Raw genomic sequence first — 22,811 nt, 5'->3', positions numbered from 1 at the left:
GCCGAGGAGCACTGTTGTCCATGAGCACCCCCCAGGCCCCCCTCCGCTGGTACGGGGACGGGTATCCGAGCGTGGACCCGGCCGGGATCAACCAGGTCCTGAGCCGGGTGGAAGAACCCTGTTTCATCGTGTCCACGGCCCAGGGCGTCGGCGCCGTCGCCGGCGGCACGGCCGCCCCGGGCGGGGACGGTCCCGGCGTCCTGGCCGCCGCCCCGGCGCTGCCCCCGCAGCGGCTCGGCTCGGCCGGTTTCCGTGCCGCGCACGGTGTGCGGCAGTCGTACATGGCCGGTGCGATGGCGGGCGGCATCGCCTCCGCCGATCTGGTGATCGCGCTGGCCCGGCAGGGCTTCCTCGCCTCGTTCGGCGCGGCGGGCCTGCTGCCGGAGACCATCGGGAAGGCGCTGGCCCGGTTCGCGGCCGAGATCCCCGGTCTGCCGTACGCCGTCAACCTGATCCACAGCCCGAGCGAGGACCGGCTGGAGCGCGAGGCGGTCGAGCTGTTCCTGCGCGGCGGCGTGCGCTGCGTGGAGGCGTCCGCGTTCATGGGGCTGACCCCGCATCTGGTCCGCTACCGGCTGGCCGGACTGCGGCAGGACCCCTCGGGGCGGGTGGTGGCCGAGAACCGGGTCATCGCCAAGGTGTCCCGGGCCGAGACCGCCGAGCGGTTCATGCGCCCCGCCCCGGCCGCCCTGGTCGACACGCTGCTGCGGGACGGTCTGGTCACCGCCGAGCAGGCGCGGCTCGCGCATCTGCTGCCGCTCGCCGACGACATCACCGTGGAGGCGGACTCCGGCGGGCACACCGACCGCCGCCCGCTGCCCGCGCTGTTCCCGGTCATCCTGCGGGTCCGCGACCAGATCCAGCGCGAGCACCGCTACGCCACCCCGATCCGGGTCGGCGCGGCCGGCGGCCTCGGCACCCCGACGGCGGTGGCCGCCGCGTTCGCCATGGGCGCCGCCTATGTGGTGACGGGTTCCGTCAACCAGTCCTGTCTGGAGTCCGGCACCTCCCCGGCCGCCCGCGAGCTGCTCGCGCAGGCGGACGTCACGGACTGTGCGATGGCTCCGGCGGCCGACATGTTCGAGATGGGCGTGGAGCTGCAGGTGCTGCGCCGGGGCTCGATGTTCGCGATGCGGGCCCAGCAGCTGTACCGGCTCTACCAGGCGTACGACGGCATCGAGGCGCTGCCCGCCGAGGAGCGGGCGCGGCTGGAGTCGCAGATCTTCCGGCGTCCGCTGGAGGACGTCTGGCAGGAGTGCGTCCGGTACTTCACCCGGCGTGACCCCGAGCAGCTGGCCCGGGCGGCGGACAGCCCCAAGCGCCGGATGGCGCTGGTGTTCCGCTGGTACCTGGGCATGGCCTCGCGCTGGGCGGTGACCGGCGAGGCCGACCGGTCGGCCGACTACCAGATCTGGTGCGGCCCGGCGATGGGCAGCTTCAACGCCTGGGTGTCCGGCAGTTATCTGAAGACGCCCGAGAACCGGACGGTGGCCGATGTCGCCCACCACCTGATGCGTGGGGCGGCCTTCCACACCCGGATCGCCCAGCTGGCCACGGCGGGCGTGACCCTGCCGTCGGCGGCGGCCGACTACCGCCCGGTCCCGCTGGAGCTGCCCGCCCTGACGGAGGCCGTGTGATGGGCGCGCTGACACCCGAGTCGGTGGAGGAACTCCTCGGCGATCCGGCGGACCCGGGCAATCCGTACGGGTTCGCCGCGGCGGTCGCCCGGGACGAGGCGGACGCCCACCCGGACGAGCTGTGCGACCGGCTGGTCGCGGCGGGCTTCCATCTCAACTACCTGCCGAAGGAGTGGGGCGGCGCGTTCGAGTCGTTCGACCGGAGCCTGACCCTGGTGCGCGCGGCGGCCCGGCGGGACGTGAACGTGATGCCGGGCACCATGTTCGGCATCATCGCGGCCACCTGTCTGCAGCTGCACGGCGACGAGGACCAGCGGAGCCTGACGGCGGACATCCTCACCCGGGGCGGCACGGTGGCGTTCGCGCTGACCGAGGCCGAGCACGGCAGCGACCTGCTGTCGGGCGAGGTGCGGCTGGACGACGACGGGCTGCTGCACGGCGAGAAGTGGATGGTCGGCAACGGGCTGAGCTGCGAGGCCGTCTACGTGATGGCCCGGACCGGCGCCCGCGGGCCGGGCGCGTTCTCCGCCTATCTGCTGGACGCGGACTGGGCCGAGCGCCACGGTCTGGTCCGGGAGCCGGCCGCCCGTACCGGCGGTATGCGGGGCGTGGACACCGCGCGGCTGCGCTTCGCCGGCCTCCCGGTCCCCGGGCACGCCCTGGTGGGCAAGGTCGGGGAGGGTCTGGAGGTGGCCGTCCTCGCCCAGCAGGCGGTGCGGCTGATGAGCATGGCGGGCAGCCTCGGCTGCGCGGACACCGCGCTGCGCCTGGCCCTCGGCTTCGCCGCCGAGCGCCAGGTCGCGGGTGCGCCGCTGCTCGACGTGGCCCATCCGCGCCGGGACCTGGCCGTCGCCTCGGCGGCGCTGCTCGCGGCCGACGCGGTGGCGCTGGCCGCCGCGCGGGGCGTGCATGTCGTACCGGAGGTGTTCAGCGTCTGGGCGCTCGCGGCCAAGCACGTGGTCGCGGAGGCCACGGACGATCTGGTCCGGCGCTGCGCCGCCGTGCTCGCCACGCGCGCGGTGCTGCGCGAACAGGCGCCCGGTGCGGGCATGTTCCAGAAGATCCAGCGGGATGTGGCGGTGGTCCGGGTGATCGACGCGAGCCCGCTGGCGAACCTGCGCGCCTACGCCGCCCAGATCCCGACGCTGGTCACCCGCGAGGAGGCGCCCGCGCCGGACACCGTGCACCGGATCTTCGCGCTGGACGCCGAGCTGCCGTCGTACGACCCCACGCGCCTCGACCTCGTCGCCCGCGGCGCGGACCCCGTCCTCGGCGCCCTGCCGGGGGTCGCCGCCGGCGCCCTGGAGCAGCTGGGCGACGACCCGGCCGCCGCCCTGGTGCGCCGGCTCGGCGGTGCCGTGACCGGGCTCGGCCCGCGGGCGGCCGCCGTACGGCAGCGGGACGCCGATCCCAACGCGCTGGTGGACCTGGCCGAGCGGTACGCGTGGGTGCACGCGGCCGCCGCCTGTCTGCACCTGTGGTGGCACAACCGCGACCGGTCGCTGTACGGCGCCGAACCGGGTGCCACCGGCTGGCTGCGGGCGACGCTCGCCTATCTGCTGGCCCGCGCCGAGGGCGTGGACCCGCGCCGCCACGGCCCCGACCTGCTGCCCGCCCTCGACACCACGTCGGCGCTCGTCCGGTCCGGGCGGCTGATGACCGCCGTGCCGGTGCGCCTCGCTTCCGCCTCTCACCCGATGGAGGACTCCTGATGTCCCAGGCCGAGTTGACCGAACTGGCCGAGCGGCTCGAGCAGTACCTCGGCGATCCGCACGACCCGGAGAGCCGGATGTCGTTCGCCGAGGTGCTCGACCACGACGAGCGCGACGCCTTCCCGTACGGGTTCGTCGGTCTGCTGCGCCGCTGGGGGTTCCTGGACTACGGGCTGCCCGCCGAGCAGGGCGGCAAGGCCGGCAACCCGGAGACCGGGTTCGCGCTGATGCGGCTGGTGGCGCGGCGCGACGGGGCGACCGCCATCGCGCTCGGGCTGACCAACGCCGCGTTCACCCCGCTGTGGATCGCGGGCACCGACGAGCAGAAGCGGCGGCAGATCGACGCCGTCCACCAGGGGGTCGGGCTCGCCTGGGGGCTGTCCGAGGCCGCGCACGGCAGCGATCTGCTCAGCAACGAGGTCGTCGCGGAGCGGGTGGAGGGCGGCTACCGGCTCACCGGTGAGAAGTGGCCGATCGGCAACGCCACCTTCGCCGACCGGATGGTCGTCTTCGCGCGCACCGGGCCGCGCCAGGGCGCCGGGGACTACTCGATCCTCGTGGTCGACAAGTGGCGTGCCGAGGCCGAGACGGTCCGCGAGACGCCCCTGCTGAAGCTGCACGGCGTACGGGCCCTGGACCTGAGCGGGCTGCGGTTCGACGGCGTCTTCGTCCCGGAGTCGGACCTGGTCGGGGCCGAGGGCCAGGGCCTGGAGATCGCCCTGAAGACCAGCCAGACCGCGCGCCTGGTCATCCTCAGCCTGGCCCTGTCGGGCGTGGACACCTCGCTGCGCACGGCGCTGGAGTTCGCCCAGGACCGGGTCCTGTTCAACCGTCCGGTCGTCGAAGTGCCGTACACCGGGCGCCAGTTGGCGGAGTCCTTCGCCGATCTGATGGTGGCGGACGCGGTGTGTCTCGGCGCCGTCCGCAGTGTCCAGGCCTCGACCGGGCAGGTGAGCGTCTTCTCCTCGGCCGCCAAGTACCTGGTGCCGACCCTGCTGGAGGAGACCCTGGGGCGGCTGAACGTGGTGCTCGGGGCCCGGGTGTTCCTGCGCACCCACCCCCGCTTCGGCATGCACCAGAAGATGCTGCGCGACATCCTGGTGACCAACATGGCCGACGGGAACACCGTCGTGAACCTGCGCAACATCGGCCACCAGCTTGGCGCGCTGCTGGAGAAGGGCCGCAGCGCCGACGCCGAGGTGCGCGCCGAGGCGGCCGAGCGGGTGGCCGTGCTGTACAGCATGGACGCCGAACTCCCGGTGTACCGGCCCGCGTTGCAGGAGCTGTCCAACCGGGGCCTGGATGACGCGGTCCTGGCCGCGCCCGACTCGCTGATCCGGCTGCGGGTGCTCGCCGACCGGGCCGCCGACAAGGACCGGGACCGGCTGCTGCTGGCCGCCGACCTGGCGACCGAACTGCTCGGCCGGCTGCTGCCGTTGGAGGAGCGGGCGGACCGAGTGCGCGCCGAGCTGGGCCGCGGCTTCGCGCACTCGGCCGAGCTGTTCGACCTGGCCAAGGAGTACTGCCTGGTGCACGCCGCCGCCGCGTGTGTGCACACCTACGTCCACTCGCACGGCCTGATGGCCGCGCCGCTGCCGAGCCCCTCGCTGCTCCTGCTCCAACTGGAGCGGATCAACCGGCAGTTCCACCCGTACGAGGCCTACCGTGACCCGGCCGCCGTGGACGAGGTCCTCGCCGTGCTGACCCGGCTGCACGACGACAACCGGCTGCTGTCGCACTGGCCGATCACGCTGGCCGAGCGGACCGCGCCCACGGAGGGGGCCCGGTGCGCGGAAGCCCGCTGACGCGCGCCGACGCGGGGCCGGACGCGGGAGCGGCCGATCTGTGGACGCTGTCCGAGCACCGGGTGCCGGAGCTGGCCGCGCGGCTGGGCGGTCCGGAGCTGCTGGCCCCGGACGAGCGCACCCGTCACGACCGGCTGCTGCGGACCGGCTCCCGGCGCCGCTTCCTGGGCGGGCGGCTGCTCGCCCGGCTGGCCCTGAGCACCCGCACGGGGCTGCCGCCGGACACCTGGCGGTTCGTCCGCGGTGCGAACGGGCGCCCCGAGCCGGTCCCGAACAGCGCCGGGCTGCGCTTCAACCTGTCGCACACGGACGGTCTGATCGTCTGTGTGCTCACCCGGGGGCGCGGCTGCGGTGCGGACGTGGAGCGCGTCCCCTTCGACGCGGAGAAGACGCGTCTGCTGAACGCCTTCCTGGGCCCGGCCGACCCCGACCTGGCCACGAGCGAGCGGTGGGTGCTGGCCGAGGCCTACCTCAAGGGGGTGGGCGTCGGTCTCGCGGGGGGTCTGAAGGACCTCCGCTTCCGGCACCAGGGCGGCGGGCGGTTCGGTGTCGCCGACGGGCGCCGGCCGGACCTGGCCCGCCGCTGGCGGCTCGACCTGCTGCGCCCCTCCGCCCACCACCTCGTGGCCGTGGCGACCGAGGGCGGCGGCACCCTGCGCCGGCGCGAGCCCGGCACCGCCCTCTCCCGCACGCCGCTCCCCTCCCTCCCCTCCCTCCCTTCCCCCACCGCCCTCACCTCCCCCACCCCCCTTCCCGACCTTCTGCGACCGTAAGGACCTGCCATGTCCCAGCACACGCCGACCGTCGCCGTGATCGGCGCCGGCCCCGCCGGTCTGTCCGCCGCCTACCATCTGCGTGACCGGGCCCGGATCACCGTCTTCGAGCGCGAGGACCGCCCCGGCGGCCACGCCAACACCGTGGAGGTCGAGGAGAGCGGGCACGTGCTCGGCCTGGACACGGCGTTCATCGTCTGCAACCGGCGCTTCTACCCGCAGCTGACCGCGTTCTTCGACCAGCTCGGCGTCGACACCGTCCCGCATCCGGGCGGCTTCACCTTCTTCGACCTGGACAGCGGGCTGGAGTACGGCACCGAGGAGCTGGAACTCGACGAGGGCGCGATCGAGGCGCGCTACGCGGCCGAGTACCCCGGGTTCCCGGACGTCTGGCGGGAGGTGCGCCGCTTCCACGAGGAGAGCCGGCGGGACTTCGTCCGCGGCCGCGCCGACATGTCGATGGGCGACTACCTCGACCAGGGCGGATACAGCGAGGAGTTCCGCCACTCGTATCTGATCCTGCTCTGCTCCGCCGTCTGGTCGGTGCCGGCCGAGCTGATCTGGGAGATGCCGGCGGCCACGGTCATCGCGTTCTTCGTGGGCCACGACGAGGGCGGCCTCGGCGGCCGGCGGGTGGACTGGCGCACGGTGGGCGGCGGTTCGATCTCCTACGTGCGCAAGGCGCTCGCGGCGATCGGCCCCGACCTCAGGGTCTCCTCGCCGGTCACCGCCGTACGCCAGGAGGCGGACGGGGTCACCGTGACCACCGCCGCCGGCTCCGAGCGGTTCGACCACGCGGTGCTGGCCACGCACGCGGACGAGGCGTTCGCCCTGCTGCGGAACCCCACGAGTGCCCAGCGGGCCGCCCTGGAGGGCGTCCGCTACAGCAGGTCGCGCGTGACGCTGCACACCGACCCGACACTGATGCCCAGCGACGCCGGGAGCTGGCGGGCCTGGAACTACGGCAAGGTCCAGGCGGACGGCGCGACCCGCTGCTTCGTCACCTACTACCTGAACCGGCTGCAGGACTTCGAGGCCGAGCGGGACTACTTCGTCACCCTCGACCCGCCCCGCCCCCTCGACCCGGAGACGGTCATCCGCGAGTTCGACTACACCCACCCGGTCATCGACATGGCGCTGCGCGAGCGGCAGTCCGTGATCTACGGCGCCAACGAGGGCACCCGGGTCAAGCTGGCCGGGTCGTACTTCCACTCCAAGCAGCTGGGCGCGGACCTGATCGGCTCCCACGAGGCCGCGTTCTCGGCCGGGGCGGAAGCCGCGGCCGAGATCCTGCGCGAGCTGTCCTGACCCGTCTCAGTGGTCGGTGTGCCGCCGTGCCGACTCGTTCTCCTGGGCCATGCGCCTGAGCGCCAGCAGCGCGGGCTCCAGGAGGACGGTCAGCAGCAGTGCGTGCTCGGCCAGCTCCAACGGGTCCTCGATGCCGTCCAGTTGATCCAGGTCGAGGACCGCGGTGCGCTCCGCGAGACGGGCGTACGGCAGCAAGGTGCGCCAGTCCCGCGGGACGCCCAGCGAGCGCAGCGAGGCCAGGGTCTCGGCGAGCGCGGCGCGGGCGGGCGCCGACTCGTGCACGTCCCAGCCCAACTCCTTGACCAATGCGTCGACTTCGGCCGCCTCGGGGGCCTGCCCGGCGGGCTCCTCGGCCAGCCGGATCGCGCCGAGGGCGAGGCCGAGGGTGAGGTGGGTGTCGCCGGTGTGCTGGTCCAGGACGTCGAGGAGGTCCCTGGTGGTGCTGACGGACAGCCCGCGCACACCGGTCAGCGCGCGGATCAGGCGCAGGCGGCGCAGGTGCTGCTCGTCGTACTCGGCCTGGGTGGCGGCGGTCTGCCGGCCGGCCGGGAGCAGGCCCTCACGGAGGTAGTACTTGATCGTCGTGACGGAGACGCCGCTGCGGCGGCTCAGTTCGGAGATACGCATCGGATCGGCTCCGCTCTTGAAAAATGGATACCTCTACTGTCTAACATAGATAGTAGAGGTATCCAATTTGGGTCCCTCCTCCTCGCCCTGCCTCTGAACCGAGAAGGCCGCAGCCATGCCGACCCTGCCCTGGACCACCGTCAACAAGCCCGCGCCGGATGCCGAGGCGTTCGTCATGGCGTCCCGTCTGGAGGTCCGCTCCCTCAAGGACGTACCGCGCTTCTTCCTGAAGTCCCTGGCCGCCTGGAGGCAGGTCTCCGGCGCGCCCGGAGCCTACGGCGCCTCGCTCATCGCCGAACCCTTCAGCCGCACCTTCTGGACACTGTCCGCCTGGCAGGACAAGGACGCGCTCTACACGTACGCGCGGACCGAGCCGCACAAGTCGATCATGACCGGTCTGCGGCCCACGATGAAGCAGTCGGTCTTCACGTTCTGGCAGGTCCCGGCGGCGGACCTGCCCATCGACTGGTCGGACGCCAAGCGCCGGCTGGCCGAGCAGGACACCCACGCCTGACCCCCCGCTCACCCTCATCAGGAGACCCCCGTCATGACGCTGTCCGAAGAAAACCCGGTCCTCGACGATCCGGTCGTCGACGACCCGGGGCGCACGGGTCGGCGCGTTCCGCTCTGGCTCGCGATCGTCGCCTGCAGCGTGCCCATGTTCATGGTCGCGCTCGACAACCTGGTCGTCTCCACGGCCCTGCACACGCTGGCCGTCGACCTGAAGGCCGACACCCAGGAACTCCAGTGGTTCGTCAACGCCTACGTCCTCAGCTTCGCCTGCCTGCTGATGACGGGTGCCGCGCTCGGTGACCGGTTCGGCCGCCGGCGGGTGTTCGTGCTCGGCATCGTCGTGTTCACGCTGGCCTCCGCGGGCTGCGGACTGGCCGACACCAGCGCCCAGCTGATCACCTGGCGCACGATCCAGGGCTTCGGCGCGGCGGCCGTGATGCCGCTGTCGCTGACCCTGCTCTCCCAGGCCGTGCCGGACCGGATGCGCGGGCTGGCGCTGGGGCTGTGGTCGGGGATCAGCGGCCTGGCCGTCGCGATGGGCCCGGTGGTCGGCGGCGCGGTGGTCGACGGGCTGGACTGGCGGTGGATCTTCTGGATCAACGTGCCGGTGGGCGTCGTCGCCGTCCCGCTCATCCTGCTGACGCTGCGCGAGAGCTCGCTGCCGGGGATCCGCCTCGACCTGGTCGGCATGCTGCTGGCCGCGGCCGGACTGTGCGCGGTGGTGTGGGGCATCGTGCACGGCGACACGGACGGCTGGAGTTCGGCGAAGGTGCTGGGTGCGTTCGCCGGTGGTGCGGTGCTGCTGGCCGTGTTCGTGCTGTGGGAGGCGAGGGCCGCGCAGCCGATGCTGCCCCTGTCGTTCTACCGGATACGGGCCTTCACCCTCACCAACGTCGTCTCCGCCGCGATGTACTTCGGTGTCTTCGGCTCGCTCTTCCTGCTCGCCCAGTACCTCCAGATCGTGCCCCCGCGGACCCCGCTGGAGGCCGGTGTGCGCACCCTGGCCTGGACGCTGATGCCGATGTTCGTCGCCCCCGTCGCCGGTGTGCTCACGAACAAGGTCGGCGGCGGCCGTCTGATGGCGCTCGGTCTGTTCCTGCAGGGGGTGGGCCTCGGCTGGATCAACCTGGTCGCGGACACCGACACCGCTTACTCGTCGCTGGTCGGCCCGATGATCGTCGCGGGCATCGGCATGGGCTTCGTGTTCGCCCCCACGGCCGCGGTGGTGCTCGCCTCGGTCGCCAAGGAGCACGCGGGCAAGGCCTCCGGCGCGAACACCACGGTCCGTGAGATCGGCGGGGCGCTCGGCATCGCCGTGCTCAGCACGGTGTTCGTGGCGCACGGCAGCACCCGCGGCCCCCAGGAGTTCGTCGACGGCCTGCACCCCGCGGTGTGGGTCGGCGTCGCCGTGGTCCTCGTCGGCGCCCTGTGCGCCCTGGGCATTCCGCGCCCGCGGAACACGGCGTCCGAGGAGGCGTGAACGCCTGAGACGCGTGCGGTCCGGCCGCCCCGGTACGGGGGCCGGACCTCACGCGTCTCCGTAGGCCTCGCCGCCCAGCTCGAACCCGGCCGAGCCCGCCGTCACATCGGCCAGCCACCCGCGGAACGCGTCCACGTCGGCGTCCGGCAGACCGATCTCGATGGTGACGGCCTCGTCGTAACGGACGTCCCGGACCTCGCGTCCGGTGGCGCGCAGATCGTTCTGGATCTTGCCGGCGCGCTGGTGGTCGACGGTCACCGTGGCCAGCCGGAAGCGGCGCCGGGTGAGCGTGCCGACCTCGTCCAGGGCCTCGCCGACCGCTCCGCCGTAGGCCCGGATGAGCCCGCCCGCGCCGAGCTTCACGCCGCCGTAGTACCGGGTGACGACGGCGACGACGTACCGCATGTCGCGGCGCAGCAGCATCTGCAGCATCGGGACGCCGGCGGTGCCGCCCGGTTCGCCGTCGTCGCTGGCCTTCTGCACGGACGCGTCGGCGCCGATGACGTACGCCCAGCAGTTGTGCGTGGCGTCGGCGTGCTCCTTGCGGACGGCCGCGATGAACTCCTGGGCCTCCTGCTCGGTGGCCGCGGGCGCGAGGGCGCACAGGAAACGGGAGCGGTTGATCTCGGTCTCGTGCACGCCCGCGCGGGCTACGGTGCGGTACTCGTCCTGCATCCCGTCAGCCTATGCGAGCGCCGGGCTACCCCTTCTCCTTCCGTCCGCGCGGGACGATGAACGACGTCAGCAGGGCGGTGCCCGGGGCCAGGGCCGGCCAGCCGGTGGCGCGCCAGGTCAGTACGGCGATCGCGGAGGTCGGGAACTTCTCGCGGACCTGCTCGACCGTGTCCTCCAGACCGTCCCCGGCCAGCTCCAGGACCAGCTCCTCCAACCCCGGGTTGTGCCCGACCAGCAGCAGCGTCTCCACCTCGCGCGGCGCCTCGCGCACGACCTCCAGCAGATCCGGTACGTCCGCCCCGTACAGCCTGCGGTCATAGCGCACCGGCGGCGGCGTGCCCCACTGGGCGGAGGCCAGCTCCCAGGTGCGGCGGGCGCGTACGGCGGTGGAGCACAGGGCGAGGTCCGGCAGGCAGTCGGCCTCGGCGAGGGCGCGCCCGGCGGCCGGGGCGTCCCGCAGTCCGCGCGCCGCGAGCGGACGCCGGTGATCCTCGACGCCCTCGGGCCAGGCGGACTTGGCGTGCCGCAGGACGACCAGCCGGCGCAGCGGGCCCGTGCCCGCCCGCTCGATCATGCGAGGCTCCCGAGGTCACGGGCGAGGTCGAGGGCGAGCAGGCGGTCGGCGTACACATACGTCTCGAACCGCGCGCCGTCGGCCACGCCCGGCGCGCTCTCGACATCCCGCAGCACAGCCAGCACCCCGGGCAGATCGAGATCGTCCTCCCACGCGGCCCGCAACCGCACCCGCACCGCATCGGGCACCGGCCGCGAGGGCTGCCGCGCCCACCCGGCAACGGCCCGCCGCCAGCGGGCGAGACGCTGCGCCGCCTCCCCGAGCCGGTCGTCGTCCAGCCGCGCCGCGGTGTTCCGGGGGACGGAGAGAAGGGCGAGGCGGAGGGCGGTGGGGTCGGAAAGGAGAGCGGGCAGGGCGGAGAGATCGAGAGGGGGATGGTCGCGTGGCGAGCGGGGTGCGGGGGCCTCCCCGGCCGTGGGGGTGTCGGCCGTGCGCAGAGGCTCCGCACGGCCGAGCGGCGCCGTCCATACCGCTGGGGCGACCGTCAGCAGGGGGCCCTCGCTCGGCATGGGCTCGGTGTTCTCGGCCACCACGTGGATCACCTGGGCCTCGCCCAGCCCGGACGCGAGGTCGCGGCCGTCCTCGAAGGGGCGGACGGCGAGGGTGGTCGCGGCCGTGCGGAGTTCGGCGTGCCGGCGGGGTGCGGTGAGGATCGTCCAGACGGGGGTGCCGCCGAGTTCCAGGGCGCGGACCAGGACGTCGGCGGTGAGCAGGACCCGCAGGGCCGTCAGGTCCAGGCCGGAGGCGTAGGCCTCGATGCGGGTCAGGCCACGCCGGGCGGGCGCGGCGGCAACGGGCTCACCGGTTCGGGCGTCGAGGATGCGCAGCACGGCCCGAGCGTAGGCGTGCGGAGGGCCGTACGCAGGCACCTTGCGCCGATTCCGGTCACCGTGGCGGGGTTACCGGGGGAATCACCGCCTGATGGGCACTGTTGCCCCGACGACAGTTTCCCGCAGCCCGAGGAGGCCGCCGTGTACGGCGACGAAGCGACGATCCGCAGGATTCTTACCGAGCTGGGCGACACCTGGGCCGTGGTCGGCCTGTCCGCCAACCAACGGCGGGCCGCGTACGGCGTGGCGCAGGTGCTGCAGCGCTACGGCAAGCGGATCGTGCCGGTGCACCCCAAGGCCGAGACGGTGCACGGCGAGCGGGGCTACGCCTCCCTCGCGGACATCCCCTTCGAGGTCGACGTCGTCGACGTCTTCGTCAACAGCGAGCTGGCCGGGGCGGTCGCCGACGAAGCCATGGCCAAGGGCGCGAAGGCGGTCTGGTTCCAGCTCGGAGTCGTCGACGAGGCCGCCCACGAGCGGGCCCAGGCCGCCGGTCTTGACATGGTCATGGACCGCTGCCCGGCGATCGAAATTCCCCGCCTGAGCTGACCTGTCTCACCTTCTTCTCACAATTCACAGCTGAATATTGACATTCGAGTCAGGCTCTGACCTGTGCGAATGCCGAGCCCAAGAGGGACAAGATCCAAGGTCAAGACTTCACCAAGGCTCTTTTGTCGGCACGGAAAGCGGCCCTACGGTGTGGCGCTGTTGTTCGTTAAGCCTGTGTTAAACGATCTGAGAGGCCACTTGACATGGTGAAAGTCGACCATGCAGCGCCCATAACCACGAAGGACCACGGCGGTCTACGCCGTGACGTCGGCCTGATCGGTCTGATGTGGGCCTCCGTGGGCTCCATCATCGGCTCCGGCTGGCTGTTCGGCGCCGAGAAGGCGGTCGTGGTGGCGGGCCCCGCGGCGATCATCTCGTGGGTGATCGGCGCGGTGGCCATCGTGCTGCTGGCGCTGGTGCACGCGGAGCTGGGCGGCATGTTCCCCGTCGCCGGCGGCACCGCCCGCTACCCGCACTACGCCTTCGGCGGCCTGGCCGGCATGTCGTTCGGCTGGTTCTCCTGGCTCCAGGCGGCCACCGTGGCGCCGATCGAGGTCGAGGCCATGATCGGCTACGCCAAGCACTGGAGCTGGGCCGACGGGCTGCAGCGCACCGACGGAACGCTCACCGCCAGCGGCATCATCACCGCGGTGGTCCTCATGGCGGTCTTCGTCGCGGTCAACTTCCTGGGCGTCCGTGTCCTCGCCCACACCAACAGCGCCGCCACCTGGTGGAAGATCGCCGTCCCGCTCGCCGCGATCTTCGTCATCGCCATCGGCAACTTCCACCCGGGCAACTTCACCTCGGAGGGCTTCGCGCCGTTCGGCGCCAAGGGCGTCCTCGGTGCGATCAGCTCCAGCGGCATCATCTTCGCGCTGCTCGGCTTCGAGCAGGCGATCCAGCTGGCCGGCGAGAGCCGCAACCCGAAGCGTGACCTGCCCCGCGCGACCCTCGGTTCGGTCGCGATCGGCTCGGTGATCTACATCCTGCTCCAGGTCGTGTTCATCGTCGCGCTGCCGCACAGCTCCTTCGCGCACGGCTGGGGCAAGCTCGACTTCCCCGGCATCAGCGGCCCCTGGGCGGGTCTGGCCACGCTGGTGGGCCTCGGCTGGCTGAGCTTCGTCCTGTACGCCGACGCGATCATCTCCCCCGGCGGCACCGGACTGATCTACACCACCGCCACCTCCCGGATCTCCTACGGCCTGGCCAAGAACGGCTACGCGCCGAAGCTGTTCGCCAAGACGGACTCGCGCGGTGTGCCGTGGTTCGGCCTCATCGTCTCCTTCGTCACCGGTGTGATCTGCTTCCTGCCGTTCCCCAGCTGGCAGGAGCTGGTCAGCTTCATCACCTCGGCGAGTGTGCTGATGTACGCGGGCGCGCCGCTGGCGTACGGCGTCTTCGCCGACCGTCTGCCGCACCACGAGCGCCCGTACCGGCTGCCCTTCGGCAAGTTCGTCGCGCCGCTGTCCTTCGTGGTCGCCAACCTGATCATCTTCTGGTCCGGCTGGGACACCCTGTGGCGGCTCGGCTTCGCGATCCTGATCGGCTACGTGCTGCTCGGCTCCTACGCCGCGTACGCGATCCGCAAGAACCTGCCCGACGCGCCCCGGCTGGACTTCAAGGCCGCGCAGTGGCTGCCCCCCTACCTGATCGGCCTGGGCGCGATCTCCTGGTTCGGCAGCTTCGGCGGCAACGGCACCATCCCGCTGTGGTGGGACATCCTCGTCATCGCGGTCTTCTCCCTCGCCATCTACTACTGGGCCAAGGCCACCGCGTCGAAGACCGAGGCGATCGAGCGCAGCATCGAGGAGGTCGTGGTCACCGACGCTCCGGCGCACTGACCCCGCACCTCACCGGGTGTCCCGTCGGCCGCGGCTACTCCGCCGTGGCTGACGGGACACCGTCATAATGCGGGGGTGACACACCCTTCCCCCCACCCCAACTCCGCGCCCGAGGAACGCCGTACGGTCGTCGTCGTGGGCGCCGGGCCCGCCGGGCTCACCGTGGGCACGATCCTGCGGGACGCCTCCGTCGACTGTGTGGTCCTGGAGACCGAGAGCCGGCAGTTCATCGAGACCCGGCCGAGAGCCGGCGTGATCGAGGAATGGGCGGTCCGCGAACTCGCCCGGCGCGGCCTGGGCAAGAACCTGATGGAGCGGGCCCAGGTGCACGACACCTGCGAGTTCCGCTTCGGCGGCGAGCGGTACCGGTTCCCCTACGGCGACCTGACCGGTCACCACCACTACGTCTACCCGCAGCCGTTGCTGGTGACCGACCTGGTGCGGGAGTACGCCGACGTGCGCGGCGGCGACATCCGCTTCGGTGTGCGCGACGTACGGCTGCACGACCTGGACTCGGACCGGCCCGCGGTGTCGTACCGGTGCCCCGAGACCGGTGAACGGCGGCTGCTGCGCTGCGACTTCGTCGCGGGCTGCGACGGGGCGCGCGGGGTGACCCGGGACGCGATCCCGCCGGAGCGTACCCGGATCGCGCGGCAGGACGACGGCATCGGCTGGCTGGCCCTGCTCGCCGAGGCCCCGCCCTCCTCCGACTGCGTCCTGTTCGGCGTCCACCCGAACGGCTTCGCCGGGCACATGGCCCGCAGCCCCGAGGTCACCCGCTACTACCTGCAGTGCCCGCCCGGCGACGACCCGGAGAACTGGCCGCACGACCGGGTCTGGGCCGAGCTGCGCACCCGCCTCGGCGCGGCCGGCGCACCGCCGCTGGCCGAGGGCCGGCTGATCGAGAAGCGGGTGCTGGACATGCACCACTACGTCGTCGAACCCCTCGTCCACGGGCGGCTGTTGCTGGCCGGGGACGCCGGTCATCTCACGGCGCCGATCGCGGCCAAGGGCATGAACCTCGCCCTGCACGACGCGTTCCTGCTCGGCGACGCGCTCGCCGGGTACGTCACCCGGGGCGACGGGAGCGGTCTGGACGCCTACTCGGAGGCGTCCTTGCGGCGGGTGTGGGACTACCAGGAGTTCTCGCAGTGGCTGTCGGACATCTACCACGGGGTCGCCTCGGGTGACCCCTTCCGGGCCGGCACCACACTCGCCCGGCTGCGCCGCCTGTTCACCTCACCCGCCGCCGCGGCGGCCTTCGCCGAGCAGTATCTGGGCTCGGCCGCGGTGTTCTGAGCAGGCGCCGACGCGGCTCAGCGCTCCGATGGGGTGGCCTTCTCGGCGAGGCGGTGGTCGGCCACCTTCAGCGCCTCGTCGACCAGGCGGCGCAGGTGGCCGTCGCGCAGGGCGTAGACCACCCGGCGGCCCTCCTTGCGGGTGCTCACCAGGCCCGCGAGGCGCAGCCGGGCCAGGTGCTGGCTGACGGCGGGGCGGGCGGCGCCGCATGCCTCGGTGAGCGTGGTGACGTCGGCCTCGCCGGACGTCAGGGCGTGCAGCAGGGTGAGGCGGGTGCGGTCGCCGAGCAGGGCGAGGAGTTCGGCGGCCACCACGAACTGCTCGTCGCCCGGGGTACGCGGCTGCGCATGATGCGCAGGTGATAGGTGCATGCGTGCGCTCATACGCACATAATGGCTCCATGGGCGCCGCGCGTCCATTCCCGCCCACCGGAAGGGGATCCCCGTGAGCGACCGGCACACGCACGGGCCTGGCCAGGATTCTCATGGCCACCACCACGACCATGCCCACCCCCACGCCCACCCGCATGGCCATGCGCACCCCTCCCCCGGCCTGCGCCACCGCCTCACCCATCTGCTCACCCCGCACTCGCACGAGACCGCCGACAAGCTCGACCCCGCGCTGGAGTCCTCGGCGCGGGGCCTGCGCGCGCTGTGGGTGTCGCTGGGCGTGCTCGGGGCGACCGCGCTGGCGCAGGCCGTGGTGGTGGCCCTGTCCGGGTCCGTGGCGCTGCTCGGGGACACCGTGCACAACGCGGCCGACGCGCTGACGGCCGTCCCGCTGGGCATCGCGTTCGTGCTGGGGCGGCGTGCGGCGACCCGGCGGTTCACCTACGGGTACGGGCGGGCCGAGGATCTCGCGGGGCTGGCGATCGTGCTGACCATCGCCGCCTCCGCCGCGTTCGCGGCCTGGGCGGCCGTCGGGCGGCTGCTCGACCCGCGCCCGGTGGAGCATCTGCCGGCGGTCGCGGTGGCCGCGCTGGTCGGGTTCGTGGGCAACGAGTGGGTGGCCCGGTACCGGATCCGGGTGGGCCGGGAGATCGGCTCGGCCGCGCTGGTCGCCGACGGGCTGCACGCCCGGACGGACGGGTTCACCTCACTGGCCGTGCTGCTGGGGGCCGGCGGCGCTGCCCTCGGCTGGCAACTGGCCGACCCGCTCGTCGGGTTGGCGATCACCGCCGCGATCACCCTGGTGCTGCGGGACGCGGCGCGGGAGGTGTTCCGGCGGGTGATGGACGCCGTCGACCCGGCGCTGGTGGACCGGGCCGAGCGGGCGGTGCGCGCGGTGCCGGGCGTGCGCGAGGTGGGCGAGCTGCGGCTGCGGTGGATCGGGCACCGGCTGCGGGCCGAGCTGGCGGTCGTGGTGGACGGCGAGGTGTCGGTCCGCGAGGCGCACGCGATCGCCGTCGAGGCCGAACACGCCCTGCTGCACGCCGTACCGAGGCTCACGGCCGCCCTGGTGCACGCCGACCCGGCACCGGTGCCGGGCGAGACGGACCCGCATCTGGCGCTCGCCCATCATCTGACGGCCTGAGTTCGGGCGGCCCCGAGGTTCAGGCGGCCCCGAGCCCTTCGAGCACCACCGCGCCGGGCAGCTCCGCGAACGCCTTGCCCGGGACCAGCAGCTTGCCGCGCCGGCGCCCGCTGCCGACCAGGACGTAGGGCAGGTCGACCACCGCCGCGTCCACCAACACGGGCCAGTCGGCGGGCAGTCCGACCGGGGTGATGCCGCCGAACTCCATGCCGGTCTCGCCGGTCGCGGTGTCCATCGCGGCGAACGACGCCTTGCGGGCCCCGAGTTGGCGGCGCACCACGCCGTTCACGTCGACCCGGGTGGTGGAGAGCACCACACACGCCGCGAGGGTGGTCTCGCCGCCCCGCTTGCCGGCGACCACCACGCAGTTCGCCGACCGCTCCAGCAGGTCGCGGCCGTAGTGCTCGACGAAGACGGCCGTGTCGGCCCAGCGCGGGTCGGTGTCGACGTAGAGGATCCGGTCGGCAGGGACGCCGCCGCCCTGCCAGTGGCGTACGGCGTCGGCGACCGGGGCGGTCAGTTCGTCCAGGCAGTCGGGGGCGGGGGTCGCGGTGTCGAAGTCTCCGATGGGTGCGCGCATGTCCGCACGCTAGCAAGGCCCGCCCGCCCGCCTCACCCACGTCTCAGTGCACGGGCGGCACCGAGACCGCCATGACCATCTCCATCGGGACGTCGCCGGTGTTGCCGTACACATGCGGGGTGTTGGCCTCGAAGGAGGCGCTCGCGCCGGCCGGGACGCGGTACTCCTCGCCGTCGACGGTGAGCGTCAGCTCGCCCGCGGTGACATGGACCAGCTCGACCGTGCCGCCGGGGTGCGGTTCGGAGGGGCTGCGCTCGCCCGGCATCAGCCGCCAGTCCCACATCTCCAGCGGTCCGGGCGCCTCGGTGCCGGCCAGGAGCCGGTTGTAGCTGCCGGCTTCGGTGTGCCACAGCCGCACGGCCCGCTCGGCAGGGACGATGCGGACCTTCGGACCCTGCTCGTAGTCGAGGAGGGTCGTGACGCTGACGCCGAGCGCGTCGCCGATCTTGACGACGGTGCCGATGCTCGGGTTGGTGCGGGCCTGCTCGATCTGGATGAGCATGCCGCGGCTGACGCCGGCCCGGGCGGCGAGCACGTCCAGGGTGAAGCCGCGCACCGCGCGCCAGTGCTTGACGTTGCGCGCCAGGGACTGGGTCAGGAGTTCGAGGTCCGACACGTTCCGTCCAAGGGTTCACTATTGGGTTCAATATTTTGGATGGCAGAGTTCACTGAACCGAACTACGGTGGGGTGCACCAGCTCGTTCACCAAACTGTACTGCGAGGCATCAGTGACAGCGTTCTTCGCCCTGACCACCAGCCTCCTGTGGGGCCTGGCCGACTTCGGCGGCGGGCTGCTGACCCGACGGACGCCCGCGCTGACGGTGGTGGTCGTCTCCCAGGCGATCGCGGCGGTGGTGCTGGGCGTGATCGTGGTGGCGACCGGCGGCTGGAGCGAGGCGGGCCCACGGCTGTGGTTCGCGGTCGCGGCCGGTCTGGCCGGCCCGTTGGCCGTGTTCTCCTTCTACAAGGCCCTCGCACTGGGCCCGATGGGCGTGGTCTCCCCGCTGGCCACGCTCAGTGTGGCCGTCCCGGTCGGTGTGGGTCTGGTGCTCGGCGAGCGCCCCGGGGCCCTGCAGGTCGCGGGCATCGCGGTCGCCGTCACCGGTGTCGTCCTCGCGGGCGGCCCCCAGCTGCGGGGCGCGCCCGTGCAGCGGCTGACGATCCTGCTCACCCTGGTCGCGGCGCTGGGCTTCGGCACGGTGTTCGCCCTGATCACGGAGGCCTCGACCAACGTCACCGGCCTGTTCCTGTCGCTGTTCGTGCAGCGCGTGACGAGCGTCGCCGCGGGCGGCGCGGCCCTGTACGCATCGGTCCGGCGGGGCACCCCCGCCCTGCCGGAGGGAGGCCTGCCGCAAGCCTCGCTGCCGGCGCTGGCCTTCGTCGGCCTCGCGGACGTGGCGGCCAACGGCACCTACGCGGTCGCCGCCCAGCACGGCCCGGTCACGGTGGCGGCGGTGCTCGCCTCCCTCTACCCGGTGGTCACCGCGCTGGCCGCACGCGGCTTCCTCAGCGAACGGCTGCGCGCGATCCAGGCCGCGGGAGCGGGGCTCGCCCTGCTCGGGACGCTGCTGCTGGCGACCGGCTGAGTCAGCCGTCGGCCTCCAGGCGGGCCAGCCGTTCCACACCCTCCTCGTCGAGGTCGGCCAGCGCGCGCAGCTGCTCCGGCGTGACCCCTTCCGGGGGCGGTACCGGCGCGGGGGTGCGCAGGGGCGGCTGCCAGCCGTCGTCGGGTGTCCAGCGCCGTACGACCCGGGCGGGCGCCCCCGCCACCACGGCGTGGTCGGGCACCGTGCCCCGCACCACGGCGCCGGCCGCCACGACCACGTTCCGGCCGATCCGCGCCCCCGGCAGGATCACCGCGCCGGTGCCGATCCAGCAGCCCGGGCCGATCTCCACCGGCTCCATGCGCGGCCACTGCCTGCCGATGGGCTCGTGCGGGTCGTCGTAGGAGTGATTGGTGGAGGTGACGTAGACGTACGGCCCGAAGTAGCAGTCGCTGCCGATCGTGACCGTGGTGTCGGCGATGACATGGCTGCCACGGCCGAGGACGACTCCGTCGCCGATGCGCAGGATCGGGTCCGGGCCGAGGTCCAGGTCCGGCATCAGGCCGGCGGTGAGGGTGACCTGCTCGGCGATGATGCAGTGGGATCCGAGGTGGATCCAGGGCTCGCCGAAGACGGTGCCGAGCGGGAAGGCCAGGCGGGTGGCTTCGCCGATCGAGCCGAAGTTCAGCCGGCCGGGGTTCTCGGCCGTCACCGATCCTGTGCGTTGGACCCATGACCAGGCCGCGTGGACCACGCGTTGTGCTGCGCGGCCTCGCCAGGATGAGAACGTGTTCTTGCTCTTCGGCACGGGGTCAAGTTACTCGTCGGGAGCCTCTGGTATGAGGGCGGGCTGCTGTGATCTTTGCCCCAGTCCTGACGTACCGTGCGGAGTACTACTGACGTGGCGAGGAGACGGTGATGACGCACAAGGCGCTGATCGTGGGCATCGGGGGGAAGGAGCCCCAGGTCGATGCGGAGGTGTTCGTGGCGCCTACCGCTTCGGTCATCGGGGACGTGACGCTCCGCTCGGGGGCGAGTGTCTGGTACGGCGCGGTTGTGCGGGGCGACGTCGAGAAGATCGAGGTCGGTGCGAGCAGCAATGTGCAGGACAACGTCACGCTGCATGCGGATCCCGGGTTTCCGGTGAGCGTCGGTGAGCGGGTGTCCATCGGGCACAACGCTGTGGTGCATGGGGCCACCGTGGAAGACGACTGCCTCATCGGGATGGGGGCGACCGTGCTGAACGGGGCCGTGATCGGGGCGGGGTCGCTGGTTGCCGCTCAGGCCTTGGTGCCGCAGGGGATGGTCGTGCCGCCCGGGTCGCTGGTGGCGGGGGTGCCGGCGAAGGTTCGGCGGGAGTTGTCGGAGGAGGAGCGGCAGGGAGTGACCCTCAACGGCACCATGTACGCGGAGTTGGCCAAGGCGCATCGCGGGGTGCATGAGTAGGTTGTTCGGCGGGTGCGCGTGGTGGGGGCTTGTCGCGCAGTTCCCCGCGCCCCTTAGGGGGTTTTACTCCCCGGCGCCGACAGGCTCTGCTTCTCGCTGTTCCGTCTGGACCTTCTTGGCCCTGCGCTTGATCAGCAGCATGGACGTCAGGCCGATCAGGACCGCTGCCGCCAGGCCCAGGTACGAGAAGCGCTTGAGCCAGTCCTCGGCCACGACGCCGACGTAGTAGATGACGGCCGTGGTGCCGCCCGCCCAGCAGATGCCGCCCAGGACGTTGGCGGTCAGGAACTTCCAGTACGGCATGTGGAGGACGCCCGCGAGAGGGCCGGCGAAGATGCGCAGGAGGGCGACGAAGCGGCCGAAGAAGACGGCCCACATGCCCCACTTCTCGAAGGAGCGCTCCGCGGTGGCGACATGGCCCTCGCTGAAGTGTCTCGGGAACTTCCTGCCCAGCCAGGCCAGCAGGGGGCGTCCGCCCTTGCGGCCGATCGCGTAGCCGATGGAGTCCCCGATGACGGCGCCGGCGGTCGCGCACGCGCCGAGGACGATCGGGTTGATGCCGGAGTGCTGGGAGGACATGAGCGCGGCCGAGACCAGGACGATCTCGCCCGGCAGCGGGATGCCCAGGCTCTCCAGACCGATCACCAGGGCCACCACGGCGTAGACGGCGGCCGGGGGCACCGTGTCGAGCCATTCCTGGACGTGCACCGCCGGGTCCTCCCCTGTCGCCTTGCTGATCTTCCGGGGCGCGGCTTGCGCGGCGCGCCCCATGGGAAGGCTACCTGGTCGGCGGTGAACGGCTGCTCCCGCGGACACCCGGCGGCACCGTCCCGCCCTCACTCCTTCGGTTTTCGGACATCCAGGTGTCACACGGGAGGGGAAGGCTCTCCGCGGTTTCGCCGCCCCGCTTCCCCCAGGTCCCCCGCGAGGGGGCCCGATGCGGAAGGACGACGTCCCCGTGTCCTCACTGTCCCCGCTGTCCTCCCCGATATCCCCGAGGTCTTCGCTCTCCCCGCCCGTATCACCTCTCTCGTCCGTATCACCTGTCTCGTCCCTCTCATCTGTCTCATCTGTCTCGTCCGTCTCTCCCTCGTGTCCTCGGTCCGAGGAGCCGGTACGCCGGGGCTCCCTCATGGCGGCCCGGCCGGTCCGGCTCGCCCTGTGTCTGGCTCCCCTGCTGCTCGCCGTTGGCTGGGCGCTGGCCAACCGGCCCGTGGCGTACGAGGGGGCCGCGCGCCTGCTCGCTGCCGACCCGTGGTGGCTGCTGGCCGGGGTGGGGTTCACCTGTCTGAACTGGGTGGCGGCCTCCTGCGCCCGGCAGGGTGCGCTGCCCGACCGGCTGCCGGCCCGGCTCCTGCTGGCCTCGCAGTTCGCCGCCGGTGCCGCGAACCACGCGCTGCCGGCCGGCCTCGGCGCACACGCCGTCACCGTGCGGTTCCTGCGCACCCGAGGGGTGCCGCTGCAACGGGCGACCGCCTCGATCGGCCTGTACTCGCTGGCCAAGTCCGGTGCGAAGACCCTGGTGCTGCTGGTGTTCCTGGCCGCGTCGCCCGCCTGGCGGCGGCTCGGGGACCTGGTACCGGACGGGCGGCTGCTGGTACCCCTCGCCGCCGTCGCGGGCGGTGTGCTCGCCGTGGCGGGGGTGCTGCTGACGGTCGTACGGCCGTTGCGGCGCCCCGTGACGGGGCTGGTGCGCTCCTCCCTCGCCGATGCGCGGGAGGTGCACAGCCGGCCCTGCCGGGTGCTGGCCCTGTGGGGCGGGGCTGCCGCGATGCCCCTGCTGCAGGGGGGTGTGCTGGTCTGTGTGGGGGCGTCGCTCGGCCTCGGGCTGCCCTGGGAGCAGGTGGTCCTCGCCTATCTGGCGGCCGGTACCGCCGTCGGGGCCGTACCGTCGCCCGGTGGTCTGGCGGTGGACGCGGCGCTGGTGTGGACCCTGGTCGCGTTCGGCGCCGAGCCGGCGGCGGCCACCGCGACCGTGATCGGCTACCGGGTGCTGACCGACTGGCTGCCGCTGGTGCCGGGCGCCCTGGTGCTGTCGGCGCTGATCCGCGCCAAGGTGTTGTGAGCGCCGGGGCGTCGTGAACC

General features: G+C 72.7%; 23 protein-coding genes. 14 read left to right on the top strand and 9 right to left on the bottom strand.

The window, feature by feature from the left end; all coding sequences use genetic code 11:
* Window positions 1-20: 20 nt before the first annotated feature.
* The 5 genes from BEK98_RS28840 to BEK98_RS28820 are packed head-to-tail and all read left to right on the top strand — an operon-like array spanning window position 21 to window position 7,235.
* A complete protein-coding gene (locus BEK98_RS28840) occupies window positions 21-1,637 on the top strand; it encodes a PfaD family polyunsaturated fatty acid/polyketide biosynthesis protein (RefSeq protein ID WP_094219604.1) in 1,617 nt (538 codons plus the stop codon).
* A complete protein-coding gene (locus BEK98_RS28835) occupies window positions 1,637-3,349 on the top strand; it encodes an acyl-CoA dehydrogenase family protein (RefSeq protein ID WP_244202042.1) in 1,713 nt (570 codons plus the stop codon). Before BEK98_RS28840 ends, BEK98_RS28835 begins: the two co-directional genes overlap by 1 nt.
* On the top strand, window positions 3,349-5,154 hold the full coding sequence (locus tag BEK98_RS28830; RefSeq protein ID WP_094219602.1) for an acyl-CoA dehydrogenase family protein: 1,806 nt from the start codon (window positions 3,349-3,351) through the stop codon (window positions 5,152-5,154). The genes BEK98_RS28835 and BEK98_RS28830 overlap by 1 nt, the downstream gene beginning before the upstream one ends.
* The gene (locus BEK98_RS28825) at window positions 5,136-5,927 is read left to right on the top strand and encodes a 4'-phosphopantetheinyl transferase family protein (RefSeq protein ID WP_094219601.1); all 792 of its coding nucleotides are present in this window, start codon (window positions 5,136-5,138) and stop codon (window positions 5,925-5,927) included. The genes BEK98_RS28830 and BEK98_RS28825 overlap by 19 nt, the downstream gene beginning before the upstream one ends.
* Before the next feature lie 9 nt (window positions 5,928-5,936).
* On the top strand, window positions 5,937-7,235 hold the full coding sequence (locus BEK98_RS28820) for an NAD(P)/FAD-dependent oxidoreductase (protein WP_094219600.1): 1,299 nt from the start codon (window positions 5,937-5,939) through the stop codon (window positions 7,233-7,235).
* Between the two features lie 6 nt (window positions 7,236-7,241).
* Here the strand turns inward: BEK98_RS28820 and BEK98_RS28815 are convergent, their stop codons facing one another.
* A complete protein-coding gene (locus BEK98_RS28815; protein WP_094219599.1) occupies window positions 7,242-7,862 on the bottom strand; it encodes a MerR family transcriptional regulator in 621 nt (206 codons plus the stop codon).
* Window positions 7,863-7,977: 115 nt separating this feature from the next.
* On the opposite strand from BEK98_RS28815, the gene BEK98_RS28810 reads away from it, so the two are divergent.
* Window positions 7,978-8,376 carry a DUF3291 domain-containing protein gene (locus BEK98_RS28810; RefSeq protein WP_094219598.1) on the top strand — a complete coding sequence of 133 codons (399 nt, stop codon included), beginning with the start codon at window positions 7,978-7,980 and terminating at the stop codon, window positions 8,374-8,376.
* A gap of 33 nt (window positions 8,377-8,409) precedes the next feature.
* Window positions 8,410-9,855, top strand: coding sequence for an MFS transporter (locus BEK98_RS28805; protein WP_094219597.1), 1,446 nt, complete (start codon window positions 8,410-8,412; stop codon window positions 9,853-9,855).
* Between the two features lie 48 nt (window positions 9,856-9,903).
* Here BEK98_RS28805 and BEK98_RS28800 read toward each other — a convergent pair whose 3' ends face one another.
* Genes BEK98_RS28800 through BEK98_RS28790 form a run of 3 tightly spaced genes read right to left on the bottom strand, consistent with a single transcriptional unit; the run spans window position 9,904 to window position 11,934 of the window.
* Complete coding sequence (locus BEK98_RS28800; RefSeq protein WP_094219596.1) at window positions 9,904-10,530, bottom strand: YigZ family protein; 627 nt, start codon at window positions 10,528-10,530, stop codon at window positions 9,904-9,906.
* A 25-nt stretch (window positions 10,531-10,555) separates the two neighbouring features.
* The gene (locus BEK98_RS28795; protein ID WP_094219595.1) at window positions 10,556-11,104 is read right to left on the bottom strand and encodes a SixA phosphatase family protein; all 549 of its coding nucleotides are present in this window, start codon (window positions 11,102-11,104) and stop codon (window positions 10,556-10,558) included.
* Complete coding sequence (locus tag BEK98_RS28790; protein WP_094219661.1) at window positions 11,101-11,934, bottom strand: hypothetical protein; 834 nt, start codon at window positions 11,932-11,934, stop codon at window positions 11,101-11,103. Before BEK98_RS28790 ends, BEK98_RS28795 begins: the two co-directional genes overlap by 4 nt.
* 141 nt (window positions 11,935-12,075) lie before the next feature.
* On the opposite strand from BEK98_RS28790, the gene BEK98_RS28785 reads away from it, so the two are divergent.
* From BEK98_RS28785 to BEK98_RS28775, 3 genes are all read left to right on the top strand, one after another.
* Window positions 12,076-12,483, top strand: coding sequence for a CoA-binding protein (locus BEK98_RS28785; RefSeq protein ID WP_094219594.1), 408 nt, complete (start codon window positions 12,076-12,078; stop codon window positions 12,481-12,483).
* Window positions 12,484-12,686: 203 nt separating this feature from the next.
* Window positions 12,687-14,324 carry an APC family permease gene (locus tag BEK98_RS28780; protein WP_094219593.1) on the top strand — a complete coding sequence of 546 codons (1,638 nt, stop codon included), beginning with the start codon at window positions 12,687-12,689 and terminating at the stop codon, window positions 14,322-14,324.
* A gap of 75 nt (window positions 14,325-14,399) precedes the next feature.
* Complete coding sequence (locus BEK98_RS28775) at window positions 14,400-15,623, top strand: 4-hydroxybenzoate 3-monooxygenase (protein WP_094219592.1); 1,224 nt, start codon at window positions 14,400-14,402, stop codon at window positions 15,621-15,623.
* A gap of 17 nt (window positions 15,624-15,640) precedes the next feature.
* On the opposite strand, the gene BEK98_RS28770 is transcribed toward BEK98_RS28775, so the two are convergent.
* Window positions 15,641-15,994, bottom strand: coding sequence for an ArsR/SmtB family transcription factor (locus BEK98_RS28770; protein WP_094219591.1), 354 nt, complete (start codon window positions 15,992-15,994; stop codon window positions 15,641-15,643).
* Between the two features lie 73 nt (window positions 15,995-16,067).
* Here BEK98_RS28770 and BEK98_RS28765 point away from each other — a divergent pair, with 73 nt between their 5' ends.
* Complete coding sequence (locus BEK98_RS28765) at window positions 16,068-17,156, top strand: cation diffusion facilitator family transporter (RefSeq protein ID WP_094219590.1); 1,089 nt, start codon at window positions 16,068-16,070, stop codon at window positions 17,154-17,156.
* 19 nt (window positions 17,157-17,175) lie between these two features.
* On the opposite strand, the gene BEK98_RS28760 is transcribed toward BEK98_RS28765, so the two are convergent.
* Together BEK98_RS28760 and BEK98_RS28755 are read right to left on the bottom strand one after the other, a co-directional pair.
* Window positions 17,176-17,736, bottom strand: a complete 561-nt coding sequence (locus BEK98_RS28760; RefSeq protein WP_094219589.1) for a YbaK/EbsC family protein — start codon at window positions 17,734-17,736, stop codon at window positions 17,176-17,178.
* 43 nt (window positions 17,737-17,779) lie between these two features.
* A complete protein-coding gene (locus BEK98_RS28755) occupies window positions 17,780-18,352 on the bottom strand; it encodes a helix-turn-helix domain-containing protein (RefSeq protein WP_067005762.1) in 573 nt (190 codons plus the stop codon).
* Between the two features lie 112 nt (window positions 18,353-18,464).
* Between BEK98_RS28755 and BEK98_RS28750 the strand changes: the two genes are divergently transcribed.
* Complete coding sequence (locus BEK98_RS28750; protein ID WP_094219660.1) at window positions 18,465-19,322, top strand: EamA family transporter; 858 nt, start codon at window positions 18,465-18,467, stop codon at window positions 19,320-19,322.
* Between the two features lies 1 nt (window position 19,323).
* On the opposite strand, the gene BEK98_RS28745 is transcribed toward BEK98_RS28750, so the two are convergent.
* Window positions 19,324-20,088 (bottom strand): acyltransferase, encoded by a 765-nt coding sequence (locus BEK98_RS28745; protein ID WP_094219588.1) that lies wholly within the window; start codon window positions 20,086-20,088, stop codon window positions 19,324-19,326.
* Between the two features lie 110 nt (window positions 20,089-20,198).
* On the opposite strand from BEK98_RS28745, the gene BEK98_RS28740 reads away from it, so the two are divergent.
* On the top strand, window positions 20,199-20,726 hold the full coding sequence (locus BEK98_RS28740; protein WP_094219587.1) for a gamma carbonic anhydrase family protein: 528 nt from the start codon (window positions 20,199-20,201) through the stop codon (window positions 20,724-20,726).
* Window positions 20,727-20,789: 63 nt separating this feature from the next.
* On the opposite strand, the gene BEK98_RS28735 is transcribed toward BEK98_RS28740, so the two are convergent.
* Complete coding sequence (locus BEK98_RS28735) at window positions 20,790-21,434, bottom strand: DedA family protein (RefSeq protein ID WP_094219659.1); 645 nt, start codon at window positions 21,432-21,434, stop codon at window positions 20,790-20,792.
* Window positions 21,435-21,858: 424 nt separating this feature from the next.
* Between BEK98_RS28735 and BEK98_RS28730 the strand changes: the two genes are divergently transcribed.
* Entirely contained in the window at window positions 21,859-22,791 is a 933-nt protein-coding gene (locus BEK98_RS28730) for a lysylphosphatidylglycerol synthase transmembrane domain-containing protein (RefSeq protein ID WP_094219586.1), read from the top strand.
* Window positions 22,792-22,811: the final 20 nt, after the last annotated feature.

This window comes from Streptomyces diastatochromogenes, from assembly GCF_002242805.1.
Taxonomy (GTDB): domain Bacteria; phylum Actinomycetota; class Actinomycetes; order Streptomycetales; family Streptomycetaceae; genus Streptomyces; species Streptomyces diastatochromogenes.
Note: the sequence above shows the minus strand (reverse complement) of the source record. Positions and strands in the feature narration are given on the sequence as shown.